Origin of the sequence: Streptomyces sp. NPDC048718, assembly GCF_043198875.1 — a bacterium.
GTDB lineage: Bacteria > Actinomycetota > Actinomycetes > Streptomycetales > Streptomycetaceae > Streptomyces.
In genome coordinates, this window is sequence record NZ_JBICVG010000005.1 from 195,018 (window position 1) to 215,688 (window position 20,671).

Annotated in this window: 17 protein-coding genes, 1 tRNA gene and 1 pseudogene; 6 read left to right on the forward strand and 13 right to left on the reverse strand. The window is 71.8% G+C overall.

Annotation, left to right across the window (positions count from 1 at the left end):
• Positions 1–180: 180 nt before the first annotated feature.
• Positions 181–999 (forward strand): fused MFS/spermidine synthase, encoded by an 819-nt coding sequence (locus ACGFRB_RS11500; RefSeq protein WP_363001692.1) that lies wholly within the window; start codon positions 181–183, stop codon positions 997–999.
• A gap of 65 nt (positions 1,000–1,064) precedes the next feature.
• Here ACGFRB_RS11500 and ACGFRB_RS11505 read toward each other — a convergent pair whose 3' ends face one another.
• The 4 genes from ACGFRB_RS11505 to ACGFRB_RS11520 form a co-directional block, all read right to left on the reverse strand.
• On the reverse strand, positions 1,065–1,904 hold the full coding sequence (locus ACGFRB_RS11505) for an alpha/beta fold hydrolase (protein ID WP_393241931.1): 840 nt from the start codon (positions 1,902–1,904) through the stop codon (positions 1,065–1,067).
• 97 nt (positions 1,905–2,001) lie between these two features.
• Positions 2,002–2,421: a hypothetical protein gene (locus ACGFRB_RS11510; RefSeq protein ID WP_393241934.1), complete on the reverse strand. Its 420-nt coding sequence runs from the start codon at positions 2,419–2,421 to the stop codon at positions 2,002–2,004.
• Between the two features lie 38 nt (positions 2,422–2,459).
• Positions 2,460–2,669, reverse strand: a complete 210-nt coding sequence (locus ACGFRB_RS11515; protein WP_393241937.1) for a hypothetical protein — start codon at positions 2,667–2,669, stop codon at positions 2,460–2,462.
• 176 nt (positions 2,670–2,845) lie between these two features.
• Complete coding sequence (locus tag ACGFRB_RS11520; protein WP_393241939.1) at positions 2,846–4,228, reverse strand: helix-turn-helix domain-containing protein; 1,383 nt, start codon at positions 4,226–4,228, stop codon at positions 2,846–2,848.
• Between the two features lie 192 nt (positions 4,229–4,420).
• Between ACGFRB_RS11520 and ACGFRB_RS11525 the strand changes: the two genes are divergently transcribed.
• The 4 genes from ACGFRB_RS11525 to ACGFRB_RS11540 are packed head-to-tail and all read left to right on the forward strand — an operon-like array spanning position 4,421 to position 8,568.
• Entirely contained in the window at positions 4,421–5,170 is a 750-nt protein-coding gene (locus ACGFRB_RS11525; protein WP_363000588.1) for a hypothetical protein, read from the forward strand.
• Positions 5,171–5,175: 5 nt separating this feature from the next.
• Entirely contained in the window at positions 5,176–6,492 is a 1,317-nt protein-coding gene (locus ACGFRB_RS11530) for a UDP-N-acetylglucosamine 1-carboxyvinyltransferase (RefSeq protein ID WP_393241943.1), read from the forward strand.
• On the forward strand, positions 6,483–7,520 hold the full coding sequence (locus ACGFRB_RS11535) for a serine hydrolase domain-containing protein (protein ID WP_393241945.1): 1,038 nt from the start codon (positions 6,483–6,485) through the stop codon (positions 7,518–7,520). The genes ACGFRB_RS11530 and ACGFRB_RS11535 overlap by 10 nt, the downstream gene beginning before the upstream one ends.
• A gap of 16 nt (positions 7,521–7,536) precedes the next feature.
• Positions 7,537–8,568 carry a UDP-N-acetylmuramate dehydrogenase gene (locus ACGFRB_RS11540; RefSeq protein WP_393241948.1) on the forward strand — a complete coding sequence of 344 codons (1,032 nt, stop codon included), beginning with the start codon at positions 7,537–7,539 and terminating at the stop codon, positions 8,566–8,568.
• Between the two features lie 144 nt (positions 8,569–8,712).
• On the opposite strand, the gene ACGFRB_RS11545 is transcribed toward ACGFRB_RS11540, so the two are convergent.
• From ACGFRB_RS11545 to ACGFRB_RS11555, 3 genes are all read right to left on the reverse strand, one after another.
• Positions 8,713–8,785, reverse strand: a tRNA-His gene (locus ACGFRB_RS11545).
• 188 nt (positions 8,786–8,973) lie between these two features.
• Positions 8,974–9,582 carry an oligoribonuclease gene (orn, locus tag ACGFRB_RS11550; RefSeq protein ID WP_393241951.1) on the reverse strand — a complete coding sequence of 203 codons (609 nt, stop codon included), beginning with the start codon at positions 9,580–9,582 and terminating at the stop codon, positions 8,974–8,976.
• A 108-nt stretch (positions 9,583–9,690) separates the two neighbouring features.
• Positions 9,691–10,962, reverse strand: coding sequence for a helix-turn-helix domain-containing protein (locus ACGFRB_RS11555; RefSeq protein WP_393241954.1), 1,272 nt, complete (start codon positions 10,960–10,962; stop codon positions 9,691–9,693).
• 971 nt (positions 10,963–11,933) lie between these two features.
• On the opposite strand from ACGFRB_RS11555, the gene ACGFRB_RS11560 reads away from it, so the two are divergent.
• Positions 11,934–12,455, forward strand: a complete 522-nt coding sequence (locus tag ACGFRB_RS11560; RefSeq protein ID WP_361237489.1) for a universal stress protein — start codon at positions 11,934–11,936, stop codon at positions 12,453–12,455.
• A 424-nt stretch (positions 12,456–12,879) separates the two neighbouring features.
• Here ACGFRB_RS11560 and glmS read toward each other — a convergent pair whose 3' ends face one another.
• The 6 genes and pseudogenes from glmS to ACGFRB_RS11590 all read right to left on the reverse strand — a co-directional run bounded on the left by glmS (position 12,880) and on the right by ACGFRB_RS11590 (position 20,513).
• Positions 12,880–14,697 (reverse strand): glutamine--fructose-6-phosphate transaminase (isomerizing), encoded by a 1,818-nt coding sequence (gene glmS / locus ACGFRB_RS11565; RefSeq protein WP_363000577.1) that lies wholly within the window; start codon positions 14,695–14,697, stop codon positions 12,880–12,882.
• 116 nt (positions 14,698–14,813) lie between these two features.
• Positions 14,814–15,089 carry a hypothetical protein gene (locus tag ACGFRB_RS11570; RefSeq protein WP_361237495.1) on the reverse strand — a complete coding sequence of 92 codons (276 nt, stop codon included), beginning with the start codon at positions 15,087–15,089 and terminating at the stop codon, positions 14,814–14,816.
• 282 nt (positions 15,090–15,371) lie between these two features.
• A complete protein-coding gene (locus ACGFRB_RS11575) occupies positions 15,372–17,087 on the reverse strand; it encodes an IucA/IucC family protein (RefSeq protein ID WP_393242533.1) in 1,716 nt (571 codons plus the stop codon).
• A gap of 219 nt (positions 17,088–17,306) precedes the next feature.
• Positions 17,307–17,762: pseudogene (locus ACGFRB_RS11580) on the reverse strand (GNAT family N-acetyltransferase); the annotation flags it as partial.
• A complete protein-coding gene (locus tag ACGFRB_RS11585) occupies positions 17,759–19,078 on the reverse strand; it encodes a lysine N(6)-hydroxylase/L-ornithine N(5)-oxygenase family protein (protein ID WP_393241959.1) in 1,320 nt (439 codons plus the stop codon). The gene ACGFRB_RS11585 and the pseudogene ACGFRB_RS11580, both read right to left, overlap by 4 nt.
• Entirely contained in the window at positions 19,065–20,513 is a 1,449-nt protein-coding gene (locus ACGFRB_RS11590; protein WP_393241962.1) for a pyridoxal phosphate-dependent decarboxylase family protein, read from the reverse strand. The genes ACGFRB_RS11585 and ACGFRB_RS11590 overlap by 14 nt, the downstream gene beginning before the upstream one ends.
• Positions 20,514–20,671 lie beyond the last annotated feature (158 nt).

Here is a 20,671-nt window from a genome sequence, read left to right on the forward strand (position 1 = left end):
CGACCCGGGGGCTCGGGGGACCCAGGAGGCCCGGGGCTCGGGGGACAGGTGGGGCCCGTGGGGCAGGGCCCGGCCGCCCGCGCCGATAATGGGGGCGTGGCCAGGAACAAGCAGAAGGAACGGGGGAGGGACCGCGACCGCGACCGGGAGCGGGAACGTCCGGCGGGAACCGAGGCGGTCGTGGAGACCGTCGACGGAGGGCTCGCCGAGATCGTCCCCGACCGGGACCGCGCCCACGCGTGGACGCTCCTCATCGACGGCGCCCCGCAGTCGCACGTCGACCTCGACGACCCCGCGTATCTCTCCTTCGAGTACCAGCGGCGCCTCGGCCACATCGCCGACCTCGTCGCCCCGCCGAACCGGCCCATCCAGGCCGTGCACCTCGGCGGCGGCGCCTTCACCCTCGCCCGGTACGTCGCCGCCACCCGGCCCCGCTCCACCCAGCAGATCGTCGAACTGGACGAACCGCTGGTCCGGCTCGTCCGCCGCGCGCTGCCGCTCGACCCGGGCGCCCGGATCCGGGTGCGCGCCGGCGACGCCCGCGCCGGGCTCGGGAAGATACCGGACGGCTGGGCCGATCTGATCATCGCGGACGTCTTCAGCGGAGCCCGTACGCCCGCGCATCTGACCAGTACGGAGTTCCTGCACGAGGTACGGCGCGTGCTGCGGCCGGACGGCTGGTACGCGGCCAACCTCGCCGATGGTCCGCCGCTGGCTCATCTGCGCGGCCAGATCGCGACCGCCGCGACCGTCTTCCCCGAACTCGCGCTCGCCGCCGACCCGACCGTGCTGCGCGGGCGGCGCTTCGGCAACGCCGTACTGCTCGCCGCGGACCGGGAACTGCCGGTGGCCGAACTGACCCGGCGGGTGGCGACCGACCCGCACCCGGGCCGGGTCGAACACGGCCGCGCCCTCGCCGACTTCACCGGAGGCGCGGTCCCGGTCACCGACGCGAGCGCCAAGCCCTCGCCCGTACCGCCGCCGTCGGTCTTCCGCTGAGCCACGGGCATCCGGGCATATGCCTGGACGCCCCCGCCCGCCCTTCCCCTGTCCGTACGTCCGTGTCACCCGGTCACGGCGGCCCGGAACCCGTGCCAGTCCTCCTCCCACGGCATATGCCCGGCGTCCGCCAGGGTCACCCGCCGCACCCGGGGCAGCGCCGCCACCAGCGAGTCGACCGCCGACCGGGGGCGCAGGTCGAGAGCGCCGTCCACGACGACCGTCTCCACATCGAGCCGCGCGCACCGCGCGAGCAGAGCCGCCGGATCCTCGGCGCGCTTGGCGGCCCCGAGCCACCGGCCCGCGTCGGTGTGGATACCGCCCGCGTACCAGGGGGTCGCCATCCGCGCCGCCTGCTGGAGCGCCCGGTCCGGATCCGCGAAGTCGGTCGCCCAGCGCAGCACGCACTGCTTCCGCTCCTGTGCCGGCGACGGGTCGGGGAGCGCGGCCAGTTCCTCCCAGCGGCGGCGGCGCGGCCCGAGGGCGCGGAGGAAATTCTCGGCATATGCCGGACGCCACTCTTCCTCCGGGCCGACGCCGACACCGGAGACGTACACCAGCCGTTCGACCCGCCGGGGGTGGTCGAGGGCGTAGCGGAGGGCGAGGTACGCGCCCCAGGAATGCCCGAGCAGAACCATCCGCTCAAGCCCGAACCCCCGTCGTACGGCCTCCAGATCGGCGACCGCGCGGGCGAGCGTGTACGCCTCCGCGCCGCCGTCCCGCCCCTCGGAGCGCCCGCAGCCGCGCTGGTCCCAGCGGTACACCGTGTGCCGGTCGCCGAGCCGGTCCGCGAGCTCGCCGAAGGTGTCCCGGATGCCGGGCCCGCCGTGACACAGCACCAGGGGGGTCGCCCCGGAGCCCGTCCGCCGGGCCCAGAGCCGTACTCCGTCATCCGTGGTGATCATGTGCGCTCCCCCTGCGTCGACGCCCGTCGCGCCGAAGGTAACCCGCGCTCGGGGCCGGGCACAGGGGCCCGGCGGGGAGGCGGTCCGGTGGGGGGCTCTACATCTGGCGCGCGAAGATGCGGGCGCCGTTGTGGAAGGTGACGGTGAGGCCGCTGCGGCCCGACTCGCCCGCCTCCGCGGGGCGGGTGGACCACCGTTCGACCGCCTTGATCTCGGGGCACTCCGCGGCGGTGAGGACGGCCGCGAACCATGCCTCGGGAACGTCGGCGGTGCCCGGAGCCCCCATCGCCGGGGCCGGGGCGCCCGTCACGGGTTCGTCGGTGAAGCCCTCGTGCTTCGCCCCGTCGGGCAGCTGGCCGGCGAACTGCCAGCGGCTCTCGCCGCTCGACGTCAGGGTGAGGGACAGGCCGAACGGGTGCTTCGTGTCGCCGTCCTCGGCGAGCGTCCGCGCGCGGCTGACGGCGGGGTCGTCGGCGGCGAGGTCGCGCACGAGGTCGGTGAAGCGGTGGGGGCGCATACGGGGTGGTGTCCTTTCACGGGCCCGGGGCTCGAAGGTCAGGCGCTGAGCGGGTGCAGAGGGCCGCGCTGTTCTCCCGGCGCGTGGGTGAGCTCCCGCTTCTCCTGGGCGGTCGGCTCCCAGTGGCGGCGGCAGGAGGCGCAGAACCAGGTCCACCGGTCCGGCGTGGCCGGGACGGCGCGGGTGGTGTCCTTCCAGAGCATCGGCGCGGGCGTGCACCGGGGGCAGGGCGGGGGCATGGGCGCCATGGCGTCTCCTTCCGGGAGAGACCAGCCTGGCGCGCGGGCCCGCCGCGAGGGGGGCCGAAGCCACTTGATCACCCACATGGGCGATTCCCACGGGCACCTGTGCGGAGCCTCCGGCGGGACGCGGGACGCGGGGCCGACTGGGACGGCTCTGGTCCGGGGCACACCCTCGGGCGGAGCTAGCCCCCGAGTGCGCCCGCACGAGCGGCGAGGCCTCGCAGGTCAGGGGTCGTACGTCCGGACAGCAGGAGGCCCGAGACGAGCGCCCGTACAGCCGGGCGTGAATGGGTCTCCTCCGGCGCTTGCCGCTCAGCCTGGAGCAGGGACTTGATGCAGTCGTCCCGGCGCCCCCACTGCGCGTACGCGCGAGCCCTGTCCGTGAAGTACATCGATCGGCGCTCGGCGGTCGGAAGGAGCTGCGGGGGGAGGGCGTCGGCGGCGGCGACGGCCGTGGAGGGGTCGCCGGCGGCGGTCTCCGCCGAGATGAGGTGCAGCTGCACGGTGGCAGGAGTGAAGCCGCCGCTGCTCGTGTCCCGGAGGCGGGCTCCGGGCCCGAGGGTGTGGGCGATGGCGGCGGCTTCCGCTGTGAGTTCTCGCATGCCGGTCCGGTCGCGTTGGTGCGCGACGGTGTACGCGGCGCACTGGAGAAGGAGCCCGCGTTGCGCCGTCCCCAGGGGGCCCGCGTCACGGAGGGCGGAGTCGTCGGCAGCGGTGAGCGCCAGGGTGACGGCCTGGTCGTGCCACCCGGCCTTGCGGGCGAGTACGGCCCGCTGTCGGGCCGCCTCGGCGACGACGAGGGGCGCGCCGGCCGAGGCGGCGTGCTGCTGGGCCCGGTCGGCGGCCAGCCACGACAGCTCGGGCGCGTCCATTTTGATGAGAACGCGGGTGGCCAGGAGATAGCTCTGTGCCAGGACCAGCCGGTGGCTCGGACTTGTCGCCTGGTGCCCGGCTTGGAGCAGGCAGGGGAGGCGGATGGCGAGACGGGAGTAGGCGCATGCGTCGAACGCCTCGGTGGCGCGGCGCAGTTCCGCTGCGAGGTGAGCGAGCGGCTGCTCGGGGACCGGTGGGCCGAGGCCGAGCATCGCGTCTCTCAGACCCGCAGTGATCCTGTCGGCAACCTGCGGCCCGGACAGGTCCGCCGGGCCGGCACCGGTGACCGGGGCACCCATGGCGGCGGCGGCAGTCGCGGCGAGCCCTGAGAGTACGGTCCGTCGTCTCATCGCGTCCTCCCCGTCCTCAGGCTCTGGGCCCAGGGTAGGGGCGGGCGGGCGAGAAGCGGAGTGTGTGCGCCGGCTGTGCCAGTCGTCGGCAGAGGTGCTCGGGGTCGGCGCGAGACCGAGGGCCTGGGGAGGGATGGCGAGCGCTCGGGCGAAGCGGGCCAGCACCGTGATGTCGGTCAGAGCGGACGCGCCGCGTTCGAGTCGGGAGAGCTGGGACGCCGAGTAGCCGGTGAGGGTGCCCAGCTTGACCAGGCTCATGCCCTGCGTACGGCGCGCCCTGCGGATGACCTCGCCGGGCGGCACCGTGCCCGGCTCGTCTGACTGTGGTGGTCGAAGTTCCATACCCCGTCCCGCTGTCGAGGCCGTGTGGGGTCCCCCAGAGTAGGCCCGGTCAATCCCCCGCGCGCCCGTTTTGCATGAGATGCAAAGACCTTGCACCTCATGTGCCTCGGGCTACCTCGCGATGCCCGTGTGCGGTGCCCTGGGAGCACGACGGCCGCTTGGGCCGTCTCCGTCAGCACCCAGGAGGTACTGATGCAACAGCTCTCCACGCACACCCGCTCCGTGAACGTCGAGATCGTCCCCGCCCCCGCAGCGGATGCCCGGCTGACCCCGCGCTACTACATCGAGCCGGGCGGCCTCGGCCACTACGTCGAGAACCTGCTCGCATCCTGCGGCTCGGTCTTCGACATCAAGGCCGCCATCACCCGGGCGCTCGACGCGCCCGAGGCGTACGGCCTGCCGGCCACCCGCGGGGTGATCGAACCCGGTGCGGACATCGTCGGCACCGTCATCGTCGAAGCGGGTGCCCGCATCGAGGCCGGTGCCCGGGTCGTCGGGCCCGTGCTGATCTGCGTGGGCACCACCGTGGCGGCCGGTGCTCTCGTTCGCGACCACAGCGTGATCGGGCCCGGCTGCCAGATCGGCTTCGGCGCGGAGATCACCCGCAGCCTGCTCGCGGGCGGGTGCTTCGTGAAGCACCCGAGCTTCATCGGTGACTCGATCCTCGGCAGCGGCGTGAACGTGGGGTCGTTCTGCTCCACCACCGGACTGCGCTGTGACCGCGGTCCCGTCGTCGAGCCGGCGGTCGACGAGATCACGGTCGTCCTCGACGGCGACCGCATCCGTACCGGGCAGACCAAGTTCGGCGCGGTCATCGGCGACGGCGTCGCGCTCCCGGCCGGGACCGTACTGTCCCCCGGGACCCTGATCGGCCCCCGAACGGTGATCTACCCCCACAACCAGATCGGCGGGTTCCTCCCGGTCGGATCGAGGGTTCGGTGAGCGCGATGACCGACAGGCACGCGGTACTCCCGGGGGACGAGGTTGTCGTACGGGTCACCGGCGGCCAGCCCCTGAAGGGACGGATCACCGTCCAGGGCAGCAAGAACATCGCCCTGCACCTGTACGCCGCCACGCTCCTGGCCGACGAACCCGTCGTCCTCCACGGGGTGCCGGCGATCCTCGACACCGACGTATGCGCGCAGATCCTCACCCACACCGGCGCGGAAACCACCGTCACCGGCGACGAGTTCGCGGTCACCCCGGCCGAGCGCGTCCACCCGGAGATCCACCCGGACCTCGGGCGCCGCGTGCGCACGACGTGCGTACTGGCCGCCGCCGCCCTCGCCCGCCACGGCCGGGTACGGTTCCCGCGTCCGGGCGGCGACGCGTTCTGCGAGCGGCTGATAGACCGGCACCTCGCCGCGATGGAAGCGGCCGGAGCCGTGATCCACAGCACCGAAGCCGGATTCGAAGCGCGCTGCGGGGCGCGCGGCGTCCGCCCGTTCACGGTCGACGTCGGCACCCCGTACGGGCCGAGCCTGGGCGCCACCGTCACCGCGCTGCTACTCGCGGCGCGGGCGCCCGGCACGAGCCTGATCACGAGCCCGTCGATCGAGCCCGAAGTGGCCCAGGTCAGCCGATTCCTGTGGGAGCGGGGTGTCGACATCCACGCGGACCATGCCGGGCTGCACGTCACCGGCACCAAGCACCTGGCCGGCGGCGCCTATACCGTGCTCGGAGACCGGATCGAGGCTGCCACCATGATCATGGCGGCAGCCTCGACCGGAGGCTCCGTCACCCTCGGCGGCATCACCACCCACGACCTCCCCCGAGGTCTGACCTCGCCCCTTGCCGAGGCCGGGATTCTCCTGGCAGACCAGCCGGAGGGGATCTGCATGGCGGTCACCGGCCCCCTACAGGCCATCGAGACCGCCACCGGTCCCCACCCGGGCCTGCCGACGGACACAGCGCCGCAACTGGCCGCGATGCTCACCCAGGCGCACGGCACGTCCGTCATCGCCGAGCGGATCTACCCCCGGCGTGACACCCACATCGACGGCCTTGCGGCGTTCGGCGCCGCCGTCTCCTCCAGGGGGCCCGAGATCTTCGTGAGCGGCGTAACGCCCCTGCGTGCGGCGGACGTCGGAGCGCGCGACATCAGGGCTGTCACAGCTCTACTACTGGCCGCCCTCGTCGCCGACGGGACCTCTACGATCCGCGGCATGCACCACCTGCGGCGCGGCTACGGCCACATGCTGACCCATTTGGCCAGGCTGGGCGCCGACATCACCACCTACCCGGAGGCGCCCCCATGCCCGTGATCACCCCGTTCTCCTCCGACGATCAGACCCGGCTCCAGGCCGCCCTTGACGAGGTCGTCGTCGACGGCGCCACCCCCGGCGGCGTCGTCATCACCGGCACCCTCGACGGCCCCCGCCGCACGCTGACCGCCGGCGTCATCGCCCCCGAGGCCGGGGACGCGGCCCCCAATGAGACGACCACGTACGACATCGCCTCGCTGACGAAAATCGTCGCCACCTGGCCGCTCGTCGGACGTGCGGTCGCCGACGGCCTGCTGGACCTCGACGCACCGGTCCGGGACGTACTTCCGGCCATGACCGGCGAGGCGCCCAGTGGGCAGGCCACCATCCGGCAGCTCCTCGCCCACACCTCCGGGCTGCGCGCTTCGACCCGCCTCGACCACTACCGCGGCGCCGACCGGCCGCTGTACGAGCTGCTGTGCCGGGAGCCGCTGGAGGACGTGCCAGGCCGGCACCGATACATCAACCGCGGGTTCATCCTCCTCGGCCTGGCGCTCGCGCACGTCCACGGACAGCCGCTCGACGTCCTCGCGGCGAACATGTGGCGGGAGATGGGCATGGGCGGCACCCTGTACGGGCCGGTCGGCCGCGGCCCCACCGTCGCGCCGACCGAGCAGCGCCTGCTCGGCGCCCCGAGGATCTGGGGCTCGGTGCACGATGAGAACGCCGCCCAGCTGGGCGGCGTAGCGGGCCACGCCGGTGCCTTCTCCGCCTCGGCCGACCTCGCGACGTACGCCGAATTCCTGCTGGCGGCCTACCGGCAGGACGAGGGCGCGCTGGGCGACTGGCTGCGCGCCGGCCTCACCCCCCACGCCCCGATCGAACCCGGCCTCGACCGCGGGCTGGGCTGGATCCTCGCCCCCGGCGGGATCGCCTACCACCACGGCTGGACCGGTACCAGCCTCTACCTCGCGCCGGAGACCGGCCGCTACACCGTCATCTGCACCAACGCCGTGTACTCCGGAACCGCCCGCACGCGGATCGCCCCGCTGCGCGCCCTGGCCCTCAAGACCATTTCCACCGTCTGACCCGAAGGAGGCTTCCGTGGGTGAGCTGCTGTCGACGCATACGACCTTCCGCCTCGGCGGCCCCGCCGACCAGCTGCTCACCCACCACGACCCGGACGGCTGGACCGACACCGTCCAGGCCGCCGGGGAGCGGCCGTTCATCCTCGGCGGCGGCAGCAACACCCTCGCCGACGACGCCGGCTACCGGGGGACGGTGATCCGCATGGCCACCCGTGGCATCACCACCCACCCGGTGGGCGCGGACACGGTCGACGTCACCGCGCAGGCCGGCGAACCGCTGTGCGACCTCGTGCGCCACGCCGTGGCCGAGGGGCTGTCCGGCGTCGAGTACCTCGGCGGAATGCCCGGCACGGTCGGCGCGGCACCGGTGCAGAACGCGGGCGCCTACGGGCAGCAGATCAGCGACTGCCTCACCACGATCACGGCCTACGACTGGACCCACCGCCGACTCACGCGTCTCGACGCCACGCAGTGCGGATTCCGGTACCGCTCCTCCCTCTTCAAGCGTCAGCCGGGCCGTTGGACCATCCTCGCCGTGACCCTGCGATTGACCCGCAGTCGTAGCGCGGCGCCGGTGACCTACAGCCATCTCGCCTGCGCCCTCGACATCCCCCTCGGCGCGCGCCCGCCACTCGCAGAAGCCGCAGCCGGAGTGATCGCCGATCGGCGCGCCCGCGGCCTCACGCTGCCGACGGCGGGCCCGGATGTGCGACAAGCGGGGAGCGTCTTCATGAACCCGCCGGTGACGGCAGCCCAGGCCGCCGCCTTGCGAGCCGCCGGCGGCCCGGTCCACCAGGACCCAGACGGTGTGACCCGGGCCAGCGCAGGATGGCTGCTGGAGAACTGCGGGTACACGCCCGGCCTCCAGATGGAACCCGGCGTGGTCTGCTCCTCCCGGCGGGTGCTGACACTGACCGCCCGCGACGGTGCGACGGCGAGCGGTGTCATGGCTGCCCTGAGGCGTATGGCGCGAGACGTGGCCCGGACGACCGGCGTTGAGCTTCACCAGGAGCCCGTGTCGCTGCATGAGCCGATCCTGAAGGGGTGATGCACGTCACAGTCTTCGTGTCGTCACCGTACGGTTCCCGCAGTCGCCCCGGCCCCTCGGTCGAAGGGGTGGGGGAGGGGGCGAGGAGGGGGCGGAAACGATGAAGGGCCGGTCCGCTTTCGCGAACCGGCCCTTCATCTTCAGGGTGAGTGACGGGACTCGAACCCGCGGCATCCTGGACCACAACCAGGTGCTCTACCAGCTGAGCTACACCCACCATGTCCGGTCTTCTGCCCGAGGGCTTCCCTGACCGGCCGAGAAGAAGTCTACAGGGTTTTTGGGGGTGCTCGCGCACACGTTTTCCGAGCGGCGTTCCGGCGGGGTTCCGGAGGCGATCCGGCCGGGATTCCGGCGGGCGCGAGCGGGGGCGTCCCGGGGGATCCGGGGCGCCCCCTGAGAGGACGGTCAGGCCGGGTCGGCCGGGACGGTGTGGCGCGCCGCGATCTGCTTCGCGGTCTCCGAGTCGGGGCCGGGCTGGGGGACGAAGACCGCCTCCCGGTAGTACCGCAGCTCCGCGATGGAATCGCGGATGTCGGCGAGGGCCCGGTGGTTGCCGTTCTTCTCCGGACTGTTGAAGTACGCCCTCGGGTACCAGCGGCGGGCCAGTTCCTTGATCGAGGAGACATCGACGATCCGGTAGTGGAGGTGCCCCTCCAGGGCCGGCATGTCCCGCGCGAGGAAGCCCCGGTCGGTGCCGACCGAGTTTCCGCACAGCGGAGCCTTCCCGGGCTCCTTGACGTGCTCGCGGATGTACGCGAGCACCTGGGCCTCCGCGTCGGCGAGGGTGGTGCCCCCGGCGAGCGCGTCGAGCAGCCCGGACTTCGTGTGCATGTCGCGCACGATCTCCGGCATGGTCTCCAGGGCCGCGTCCGGCGGGCGGATCACGACGTCCACCCCTTTGCCGAGTACGTTCAGTTCCGAGTCGGTGACCAGTGCGGCCACCTCGATGAGTGCGTCGTCCGTCAGCGAGAGCCCGGTCATCTCGCAGTCGATCCACACCATGCGATCGTTCATGCGTCCTACCTTATGGCCGTAAGACGAACGAAGGGCTTCCCGGGAGGCGATCCCGGGAAACCCTTCGTTCGGTCGATCTCGGCGCGGGCCGTAGGGGCCCGGCTTCACCTAGGGGGCGCTGCGCTGGCCCGGCAGGGCCGGGCGGCCCGGGGTGAAGGCGTCCGAAGCCGGTTTGCCCGGCTCCATCGGCCCACCGGGACGGCGCAGCACCGGCGGCGGACCCGCCTGGGCCTGCATCGCCCCCGGCATGCCGCCGGACATCCCCGGCATGCTCCCCATCCCCGCTCCCATGCCGGCCTGCGCCTGGGCGGGCACCTGGGCCACCGGGACGGCCGCGTCGAGCAGTGCCGGACCGCCGTCGCCCTGCGGACGCCGGGCGCGGTACGCCGCCCGGTACGCGGCCGGCGACGAGCCCAGCTGGCGCCGGAAGTGCCCGCGCAGGGCCACCGGCGAGCGGAAGCCGCAGCGCCCGGCGACCTCGTCGACCGAGTAGTCGGAGGTCTCCAGGAGCCGCTGCGCCTGGAGCACCCGCTGGGTGATCAGCCACTGGAGCGGAGCCGAACCGGTCAGCGAGCGGAAGCGGCGGTCGAAGGTCCGCCGTGACATGTACGCGCGCGCCGCGAGCGTCTCCACGTCGAACTGCTCGTGGAGGTGCTCCAGCGCCCAGGCGACGACCTCGGCCAGCGGGTCGGCGCCGATCTCCTCAGGTAAAGACCTGTCGAGGTAGCGCTCCTGACCGCCACTGCGCCGCGGCGGGACGACCAGCCGGCGCGCCAGGGCGCCCGCGGCCTCCGTGCCGTGGTCGGTCCGCACGATGTGCAGACACAGATCGATTCCGGCCGCGGTGCCGGCCGAGGTCAGCACGTCGCCGTCGTCGACGAAGAGCTCCCGCGGGTCCACATGGACCGACGGGTAGCGCTTGGCGAGCGTCGGCGCGTACATCCAGTGCGTGGTCGCCGGACGGCCGTCGAGCAGCCCGGCGGCGGCGAGCACGAACGCGCCGGTGCACAGACCGACGATGCGTGCTCCTTCCTCGTGCGCCCGGCGGAGCGCTTCGAGCGCTTCCGGCGGCGGCGGCGAGGTGATCGAGCGCCAGGCCGGTACGACGACCGTGCCGGCACGGCTGATCGCCTCCAGGCCGTAGGGCGCGGAGAGTTCGAGTCCGCCCGTGGTCCGCAGCGGACCCTCTTCGCCGGCGCAGACGAGCAGCCGGTAACGCGGAACTCCCGCGTCCTGGCGGTCGATGCCGAATACGGAGAGCGGAATCGAGCTCTCGAAGATGGGGCCGCCGCTGAACAGCAGTACCGCGACGACTTCGCGACGGCGGCGCCCGGACAGTTTCCGTACCGCCGCCTCCGGTGCGGCGGAGTCCTGGCTCATGACGCTAAGCCCCCCTCGGTGTTGGCGTCTCCCTGGTCGTGTCGGATTGCCACGTTTCCCCTTGGTTTTGCGCGAGACCCCAGTCTTCGGTACCCATGATCGAATCTACTGTGTCCCATGGCGCCGACGTGACAACTTCTCCTTCCGGCACATTGTCGACATGACAACTTGGCGCGAAGCGTTCGATCGTGTGGCGCGCCGTAACGCCGTCATGCCTGGGCGTACGCGGGTTGACCGCTCTTCGGCCAGGGATTGGCTGATCTTTGGAAGTTGGCTGAAAACATACGCAGCCTGGCGGCCCATCCTGTCAACTTCCGCGGAAGTTACCGCGTCGTAGGCGCCGGCCGGCACAACACGGGCGCCGGGCGGCCCTCGTGGCCGCCGGGACGGGTGGGAAGCGGGGGAACACGGCCTGGCCGCCCGCTCGGTACGGCTCCGGCGCGGGCCCGGCGCGCAACCGATCACGGCCGGGACCCGACCTTCACGACGCGCGCCTACGAGCGCCCGGCGCACCCCTTCACCCCCGCGGCGCGCGCCGGTGCGGGTGGACGGCGCGGGGCCGGCCATCACCGTCCCGGCTGACACACGGGGCGTCGGGTGGACGTCGAGCTGACGGCCGACGGGTGACGGCGGGAGCCCGGGTTGATTCCGAGACACCGGTGCTGACCTGGGCAAACGGGGAACGGGACGCTCCGTTCGCCGGAGACGGGACCCGCCGGGGTCGCGCTCCGGGGCCGAACGGACGCGGAGAGGGCCTTTCCGGCATTGCGCAGCGGCACGGGCCTCGTGCATGCTCCCTGGAACCGTCCGAACGCCCGCGGTGGCGTACCTGGGCACGAGAGGAGTGCCGCCGTACCCTTGGGGGTATGGGCTTGGGAAGATGATTCCCGGACACAGCTCCGCCGCCAACCGTTGTTCCGCTCCCCGTCCTTTCCGCTCCTCCACAGAGGACTCTCTTCGCCGAGACACCGATGGCCGGTCACGAATTCCCCGAACCCGCGGACCGCAAGCGCGTCGCCGACTCCACGGTCGACCCCCTCGCGGTGGAACAGCCCCGTCACGCCTGCGATCCGGCCTTCCGGCACGGAGTCGTCGTGGGCTTCGACGGCTCGACATCCAGTGAACGCGCACTCGCGTACGCCATTGGCATGGCACGCAGGTCAGGCTCCGCCCTGATCATCGTGCACGTCGCCAACCGACTCCCCACCACCGTGTGGGCCGGCTGCGAACCACCGGTCTTCGTGGACGTGCCGGACCACCGCACCGAAGTGCTCGGGCTCGAACTCGCCTGCGCCGACTACCTGTCCGAGGTCCCCTGGATCCTCGTCGAACGCGGCGGGGACATCTGTCACGAACTGGAGGAGGTCGGCAAGGAGTACGCGGCGGACGCGATCGTCGTGGGCTCCACCCACGGCATCGTGGGCCGGATCTTCGGCTCGGTCGCCGGCCGGCTCGCCCGCCGCGCCCAGCGTCCCGTCGTCGTCATCCCGTGACACCCGGGGGCACTCCGTAACCCCTGCTCCGTAACACCCGGGCGGTCCGGCAGGGGCGTTTCACGCCACGCGCGCCGGACGCGGCGTACCGGATGCCGGACCCCGCACGTCGGAGAACGGGCGAGGGGGAGGGGTGCGGAGGAGGGGGGCGGGGCACGGTTGCCGGGCCCTGGCCCGGCAGTCCTCCCCAACCCAGGCCCCTGTACGGCGAGCTGACGGACTGTAAGTCCCAACTCCCGCCGGGACGGGGCTCGTAAGGGCTCCGTACGCCCCGTAGACCCCGTACGCCCGCACAGGCGCCCCGCCCGCCAAAAAGCGCGGAGCCCCCGCGCACCTGGGATGCGCGGGGGCTCCGCTGTGTCCAGTCGGCCGCGGGGGACAGGCCCGCGGCCGGGGGTCCGGGAGACAGGCCCGGACGGCCTCGCTACTCGACCGTGACGGACTTCGCCAGGTTGCGCGGCTTGTCGATGTCGCGGCCCATGGCGAGCGCCGTGTGGTACGCGAGGAGCTGGAGCGGGATGCCCATCAGGATGGGGTCGAGCTCGTCCTCGTTCTTCGGCACGACGATGGTGTGGTCGGCCTTCTCCTGCGGCTGGTGCGCGACCGCGAGGATCGGGCCGCTGCGGGCCTTGATCTCCTCGAGGGCGGCGCGGTTCTTCTCCAGCAGGGCGTCGTCCGGGACGATCGCGACCGTCGGCAGGGCCGGCTCGATGAGGGCCAGCGGACCGTGCTTCAGCTCGGAGGCCGGGTAGGCCTCGGCGTGGATGTAGGAGATCTCCTTCAGCTTGAGGGAGGCTTCCAGCGCGACCGGGTAGCCCCGGACACGGCCGATGAACATCATCGACTGCGCGCCCGCGTACTGCTGCGCCAGCTTCTTGATGTCGTCCTCGTTCTTGAGGATCTCCTCGATCTGGCCGGGCAGCCGGCGCAGACCCTCGATGATCCGCTTGCCGTCGGTGACCGACAGATCGCGGATCCGGCCGAGGTGCAGCGCGAGCAGCGCGAAGGCGACGACCGTGTTGGTGAAGCACTTGGTGGAGACGACGCAGACCTCGGGGCCGGCGTGCACGTACATGCCGCCGTCCGCCGCGCGGGCGATCGCGGAGCCGACCACGTTGACCACGCCGAGGACGCGGGCGCCCTTGCGCTTCAGCTCCTGGACGGCGGCGAGCACGTCGTACGTCTCACCGGACTGGGAGACGGCGATGTAGAGGGTGTCCGGGTCGACCACCGGGTTGCGGTAGCGGAACTCGGAGGCCGGCTCGGCGTCGGCCGGGATACGGGCCATGCCCTCGATGAGACCGGCGCCGATGAGACCGGCGTGGTACGAGGTGCCGCAGCCGAGGATCTTGATGCGGCGGATGGAGCGGGCCTCGCGGGCGTCCAGGTTCAGGCCGCCGAGGTGCACGGTGGAGAAGCGGTCGTCGATCCGGCCGCGCAGCACGCGGTCGACCGCGTCGGGCTGCTCGCTGATCTCCTTGTGCATGTACGTGTCGTGGCCGCCCATGTCGTACGAGGCGGCCTCCCACTCCACGGTCTCGGGCGTGGCCTGGGTGGACGCGCCGGTCGTCGTGTACGTGCGGAAGTCGTCGGCCTTGAGGGTGGCCATCTCGCCGTCGTCGAGGGTGACGACCTGGCGGGTGTGGGCGACCAGGGCGGCGACGTCGGAGGCGACGAACATCTCCTTCTCGCCGATGCCGAGGACGACCGGGGAGCCGTTGCGGGCCACCACGATGCGGTCGTTGAAGTCGGCGTGCATGACGGCGATGCCGTACGTGCCCTCGATGCTCTTCAGCGCCTCGCGGACCTTCTCCTCCAGGGTGTCGGCCTGGGAGCGGGCGATGAGGTGGGTGATGACCTCGGTGTCGGTCTCGGACGCGAAGACGACGCCCTCCGCCTCCAGGCGGACGCGCAGCTCGGCCGCGTTGTCGACGATGCCGTTGTGGACGACGGCGACCTTGTTCTCGGGGTCGAGGTGCGGGTGGGCGTTGACGTCGCTCGGGGCGCCGTGGGTGGCCCAGCGGGTGTGCGCGATACCGGTGGTGCCCGCGAAGCGCTTGGGGACCCGGGCCTCCAGGTCGCGGACCCGGCCCTTGGCCTTGACCATCTTCAGGCCGGCGGCCTTGGGGCTGGTGACGACGATGCCGGCGGAGTCGTAACCCCGGTACTCCAGGCGCTGCAGCCCTTCGAGCAGCAGGGGGGCGACGTCACGCTTGCCGATGTAACCGACGATTCCGCACATATGAGTGTTGACCCTCCAAAGTCCGGTGGTGATGCCCGGTCGCTTCGCTTCGTTTCGTTCCGTTCGCCGGCCCGTGCGGGCCGGTCCGGCCGTCGCTGGCCGCTGCCGGCCGGCTGTCAGCCGTACACGATGCGGCGCAGCTGCCGGAGGGAGAGCTCCGGTGGCGCCACGGCGCGGTGTGGCAGTTCGGACGCGATCTGTTCGAAGATCTGCGCGTTCACGGAACCGCCGGCCTGGAGCTCGCGGTGGCGACGCCGCACGAACTCCTCGGTCGACTCGTCGAAGTACGCCAGCACGTCGAGCACCACCCGGGCGGCCTCACCGCGCCGGAGCGCGGTGCTGCGGACCAGATGGTCGATGAGGTCGTCGTGCGACGGTCGGCGTTCGAGCACCCGTGAATCTTGCGGCTTGATCGATGGGCAATGCAAGAATCTTGCCCGAAAACGGGCAAGTGCCGCCATGATCACACCCTCGAACGGGCCGATTGGTCTGAACCTTGATCGGAAGAGGGGGTTTTCGATACGGAGAGTGGCCAGGCGGTCGCGCGGCGTCTGGGCGTGAATGCAAGGGTGTGTGGGCCCCGGTGGAGGGCCGTACTCCGCCGGGGCCCGCACTCGGGCCCCTGTCTTCCTCTCTTTCGTACGTCCGCCTTCCGCGTCCGCTCCCGGTCCCGGTCAGGCGAACCGGGCGATCGGGTTCTCCAGCTCGCCGACCAGCTGAAGCGCTCCCGACGGGTCCGCCAGGTCCACCATCTGCTTGTTGTCCCGCAGCTGGAGCCGGTTCAGCGCGGACAGCGCGAAGGTGGGCGTGAACATGTCGTACCGGGCGAAGCGCTCGGCGAGCTCGGGGTGGGCCGCCTGGTAGTCCCGTACACAGGCGGCGACCGTCCGCCAGAAGTCGTCCTCGCCGAGCACGCCCTCGGCGGCCAGGGTGGCGCCGAGGAAGCGGAAGAAGCAGTCGAAGACGTCCGTGAAGACCGACAGGAGCCGCATGTCCTCGGGTACGTCGGCGCGGATCCGGTCCACCGTCGGCGGCAGCACCGCCTCCGGGTCCATGACCACGATCTCCTCGGCGATGTCCTTGAACACCGCCCGTACGACCGCGCCGCGCTCGTCGAGGACGAGGATCACGTTCTCGCCGTGCGGCATGTACGCCAGGTCGTACGCGTAGAAGCTGTGCAGCACCGGCAGCAGATACGCGTCGAGGTAGCGGCGCAGCCAGTCGGCCGGGGTCAGGCCCGAGTCCTTGATCAGCGCGCCCGCGAAGGACGCGCCGGCGTGGTCGGTGTGCAGCAGCGAGGCCATGGTGGCGAGCCGCTCGCCCTCGGCGAGCGAGGCCACCGGCGACTCGCGCCACAGCGCGGCCAGCATCTTGCGGTAGGGGGAGTGGCGGTCGGTGGCCGCCTCGAACTCCAGGTGCCGGTAGCCGACGGCCGCCCGCTCGCGGATGATCGAGAACCGGACCGCCGTGAATACCGGGTCCGCCGCGATCAGTTCGGCCAGCCAGTCGTTGATGACGGGCGTCGCCGCCATGTAGGCCGCCGAAAGCCCGCGCATGAAGCCCATGTTGAGGACGGACAGGGCCGTCTTCACATAGTGCTTCGCCGGGTCGGAGGTGTTGAAGAAGGTGCGGATGGACTGCTGGGCCAGATAGGCGTCGTCGCCCTCGCCCAGGAACACCAGCCGCTCCTGGGCGACTTCGGCGGAGAACGTGACGCTCAGCTTGTTCCCCCACTGCCAGGGGTGCACGGGCACGAGGAGGTAGTCCGCGAGGTCCAGGCCGCGAGCGGCGAGGGCGGCGGCGAAGCCGTCCACGGCCGTGTCGCCCAGCTCGGCGCGGATGAAGCGCTCGTAGTCGATGCCCGCCCCGGCGGTGAACGTGGTCCGGTCCCGGTGCGCGGCCAGCCAGACGAGATGGACGGGCGTGGCGGCCTCGGGGGCGTACGCGCGGAACTCGTCGACGCCGAAGCCGAGCCGGCCGTTGTTCGCGACGAAGCAGGGGTGGCCCTCCGTCATCCCGGTCTCGATGTCCTGGAAGCCGGAGCGGGCCAGCGTGGCGGCGCTCACTTCCGGCTTCGTCGCCTTGAACGCCGTACCGGCGAGGGTCGCGGAGATCTCCTCCAGGTACACCGGCAGGACGGTGTCCGACAGGCCGAGGCAGCCGCGCAGTTCCGTGATGAACGCGAGCGCGTCGAGGGGGAGTTCGGCGCCGTCACGGCGGCGGCTGATCGACTCGGGGTGAATGTCCCAGTGGTCGAGCGCGTAGCGGTCGGCGGTGAAGCCGTACGTGGTGCGCTCGTCGTCGCTGAGCACCTCGTAGCGCCCGTCGCCCGCCTCGCGCGGGGTCAGCAGCCGCTCGTGGGTGAACTCGGCGAGGCCCTTGCGGATCAGCGCGCGGGTGGCGTCGGCCCAGCGGGCGGGGGTGAGGTGGGCGACGGCGGCACCGGCCCCGGACGGCGTTCCGGCCGCGGCCTCGGTCCGCTTCCCGGTCGCGGTCGCGGTCGCGGTCGCGGCGGTCGGCGTCCCGGTCCCGGTTCCGGTCGCCGTCTCGAAGGCCGCGCGGGTGCAGAAGCTCAGCAGGGCGTTCTTCTCCGGCTTGCGGATCTCCCGCTCGGGAACGAAGCCGACGGCCTTGTTGAGCGTGTGCACGGCGGCGTTGCGGACGTCCGGCTCGACGACCACGCGGGCGGTGGCCGGGTCGGCGAAGAGTTCGCGCATCACCCCGGTGATGACCCGGCGGGTGAAGCCGCGCATGGGGGTGTCGGTCGGTGCGACGAGGAAGTGCATGCCGACGTCGCCGGGCAACGGGTCGTACAGGCCGACGAGTTCGACGTGGGCGGGGTCGTAGCGCTCCATGAGGAAGGCGGGCGCTCCGTCGACGAGGCCGATGAAGGCGTCGTGGTGCGGGTGCGCGGTGATCTCCGCGTAGGCCTGCTCGACCTCTTGGACCGACGCGTCCCCCATCATCCAGAAGGCGGCCTTGGGGTGGGTGACCCAGGCGTGGACGAGTTCCGCGTCCCGGGCGGGGTCGAGGGGGCGGAGGCCGATGCCTGCGGTGGTGGTCATATGCCGAACTCCTGGAACGCGATGGTCTTCTCGACCGGGTAGTACTCGGCGCCGAGCATGTCGCCGATGATGTAGGCGTTGCGGTACGGGCCCATGCCCAGGTCCGGCGAGGTCACCGAGTGGGTGTGGGTGCCGGCGTTCTGGAGGTAGACGCCGTGGCCGGTGACGTCGATCGCGTAGTTGCGGGCGATGTCGAAGCGGCCGCGCGAGTCCCGGCGCAGCCGGTCGGCGATCGGCACGAGGAAGGCGGGCGGCTCGTAGCCGTAACCGGTGGCGAGGATCAGGCCCTCGCTCTCAAGGTCGAAGTCCTTGCCCGTCTCCTCCTGGCGGAAGCCGAGGGAGTACGTGCCCGCAGCCTCGTCGTAACGGGCCGAGGTCAGCGCGGAGTTGGTGAGCAGCCGGGTGGGGACGGGGCCGTCCAGGTTCTTCTGGTAGAGCAGATCGAAGATGGCGTCGACGAGCGCGCCGTCGATGCCCTTGAACAGGCCCTTCTGTTCCTTCTCCAGGCGGTGGCGGGTGTCCTCGGGGAGCTCGTGGAAGTAGTCCACGTACTCGGGCGAGGTCATCTCCAGGGTGAGCTTGGTGTACTCCAGCGGGAAGAAGCGCGGGGAGCGGGTCACCCAGTTCAGCCGGTAGCCGTGCTCGTGGATGCCACCGAGCAGGTCGTAGTAGATCTCGGCGGCGCTCTGGCCGCTGCCGACCAGGGTGATGGACTTCTTCTTCAGCAGCGCCTCGCGGCTTCGCATGTAGCGTGAGGTGTGCAGGACGTCGCCGCCGAGGTCCCGGCAGGACTCGGGGACGACCGGGGTGGTGCCGGTGCCGAGCACGATCCGGCGGGCCCGGTAGGCGCCGCCGGCCTCGGTGGTCACCACGTACTCCTCGGCGGCCTCGTCGAAGGAGACGGAGGCGACCGTGGCGTTGAACCGGATCGAGGACAGCCGTGCGGCGGCCCAGCGGCAGTAGTCGTTGTACTCGGTGCGCAGCGGGTAGAAGTTCTCGCGGATGTAGAAGGAGTAGAGCCGGCCCTTCTCCTTCAGGTAGTTGAGGAAGGTGTACGGGGAGGTCGGGTCGGCGAGGGTGACGAGGTCCGACAGGAACGGCGTCTGGAGGTGGGCGCCGTCCAGGAACATGCCCGAGTGCCACTCGAAGTCCGGCTTGGACTCCAGGAAGAGGCCGTTGAGTTCGGCGATCGGCTCGGTCAGGCAGGCGAGGCCCAGGTTGAAGGGGCCGAGCCCGATGCCGATGAAGTCGTAACGGCCGGGCGTCGGGGCCGTGGCGGGCGGCTCGGGCGACTGACGCGTCTCAGGCGTGGACAAGGTTCTCTCCCAGGTGCTGCTCGGCGTGGCCGGCGATCAGATCGAGGACGGCGGCGATGTCGGCCGTGGTGGTCTCGGGGTTGAGCAGGGTGAACTTCAGGTACTGGCGGCCGTCGACCTTCGTGCCCGCGACCACGGCCTCGCCGGAGGCGAACAGGGCCTTGCGGGCGTGCAGGTTGGCGCGGTCGACGTCCTTTGGGGACACGCCGGCGCCGGACGGCGTGGGGATGTAGCGGTAGACGAGGGTGGACAGGCTGGGCGCGGTGACCACCTCGTAGCGGGAGTCGGCGGCGAGCAGCTCGTAGCCCTCCCGGGCCAGCGCGCAGACCTCGTCGAAGAGTCCGCCGATGCCGTCGGCGCCCATGACGCGCAGCGTCATCCACAGTTTGAGGGCGTCGAAACGGCGGGTGGTCTGGAGGGACTTGTCGACCTGGTTGGGTATCCGCTCGGCGACCGCGCGCCGCGGGTTGAGGTAGTCCGCGTGGTACGTGGCGTGCCGCAGCGTCGCTCCGTCGCGGACCAGTACGGCGGACGAACTCACCGGCTGGAAGAAGGACTTGTGGTAGTCGACGGTGACCGAGTCGGCCCGCTCGATGCCGTCCAGGAGGTGGCGGCGGGTCGGCGAGGCGAGCAGTCCGCAGCCGTAGGCGGCGTCGACGTGCGTCCAGGCGCCGTACTCTGCGGCCAGCGCGGCGATCTCCGGCAGCGGGTCGATCGAGCCGAAGTCGGTGGTGCCGGCGGTGGCGACGACGGCCATCGGGATCAGGCCCTCGGCGCGGCAGGCCGCGAGTTCGGCGGCGAGGACCACCGACCGCATCCGGCGCTCGCCGTCGACGGGGATGGTGACGACGGCGTCCGGGCCGAGGCCGAGCAGCTTGGCCGACTTCTGGACGCTGAAGTGTCCGCACTCGGAGGCGAAGATCCGCAGCCGGGAGGTGTCGACCGCGCCCGCCTCCTCGCGGGCGAGCAGCAGCGCCTGGAGGTTGGACTGGCTGCCGCCGCTGGTGAACACGCCGTCGGCGAGCGGGCCGAGGCCGATCCGGGAGGTCGTCCAGTCGATCAGCCGGCGCTCGATGAGGGTGCCGCCGGCGCTCTGGTCCCAGGTGTCCAGGGAGGAGTTGACGGCGGACAGGACGGCCTCGCCGACGAGGGCGGGGATCACCACCGGGCAGTTGAGGTGCGCGAGGTAGCGAGGGTGGTGGAAGTAGACCGCGTCCCGCAGATAGACGTCCTCCAGCTCGTCGAGCGCGGCGCGGACGTCGCCCAACGGCCGGTCGAGGTCCACGGCGTCGACCACGGGGGCGAGTGCGGCGGGCGTGACCCCGCTGAACGGGCCGCGCGTCGCGGCGAGCCGGCGGGCCACTCGCTCGACTCCTTCGGTGGTGGAGCGTCGGTAGACGTCCGCCGTCGTGTCGTTGAGCAGGTGGGAGCGCATGGGGGGTGGCCCTTCCGGGAGCGGACTCGGTCGGTTTTAGTTAGGTTAGCCTAACCTAACCTTGAATAAGCGAAAGCCCCTCAATTCCGTGGAATCGAGGGGCTTTCGGGGGGTGTGGCGGGGGAGTGGTGGTCTTTGCGGTGCCGCGCGGGCGGTCC

Coding starts and splice junctions, on each gene's coding strand:
- orn (WP_393241951.1), bottom strand. CDS start 9,582: ATGAACGATCGCATGGTGTGGATCGACTGCGAGATGACCGGGCTCTCG.
- ACGFRB_RS11520 (WP_393241939.1), bottom strand. CDS start 4,228: ATGGAACTTCGACCACCACAGTCAGACGAGCCGGGCACGGTGCCGCCC.
- ACGFRB_RS11505 (WP_393241931.1), bottom strand. CDS start 1,904: ATGATCACCACGGATGACGGAGTACGGCTCTGGGCCCGGCGGACGGGC.
- ACGFRB_RS11590 (WP_393241962.1), bottom strand. CDS start 20,513: ATGCGCTCCCACCTGCTCAACGACACGACGGCGGACGTCTACCGACGC.
- ACGFRB_RS11535 (WP_393241945.1), top strand. CDS start 6,483: ATGCCCGTGATCACCCCGTTCTCCTCCGACGATCAGACCCGGCTCCAG.
- ACGFRB_RS11510 (WP_393241934.1), bottom strand. CDS start 2,421: ATGCGCCCCCACCGCTTCACCGACCTCGTGCGCGACCTCGCCGCCGAC.
- ACGFRB_RS11555 (WP_393241954.1), bottom strand. CDS start 10,962: ATGAGCCAGGACTCCGCCGCACCGGAGGCGGCGGTACGGAAACTGTCC.
- ACGFRB_RS11515 (WP_393241937.1), bottom strand. CDS start 2,669: ATGGCGCCCATGCCCCCGCCCTGCCCCCGGTGCACGCCCGCGCCGATG.
- ACGFRB_RS11560 (WP_361237489.1), top strand. CDS start 11,934: ATGGCCGGTCACGAATTCCCCGAACCCGCGGACCGCAAGCGCGTCGCC.
- ACGFRB_RS11530 (WP_393241943.1), top strand. CDS start 5,176: ATGACCGACAGGCACGCGGTACTCCCGGGGGACGAGGTTGTCGTACGG.
- ACGFRB_RS11525 (WP_363000588.1), top strand. CDS start 4,421: ATGCAACAGCTCTCCACGCACACCCGCTCCGTGAACGTCGAGATCGTC.
- glmS (WP_363000577.1), bottom strand. CDS start 14,697: ATGTGCGGAATCGTCGGTTACATCGGCAAGCGTGACGTCGCCCCCCTG.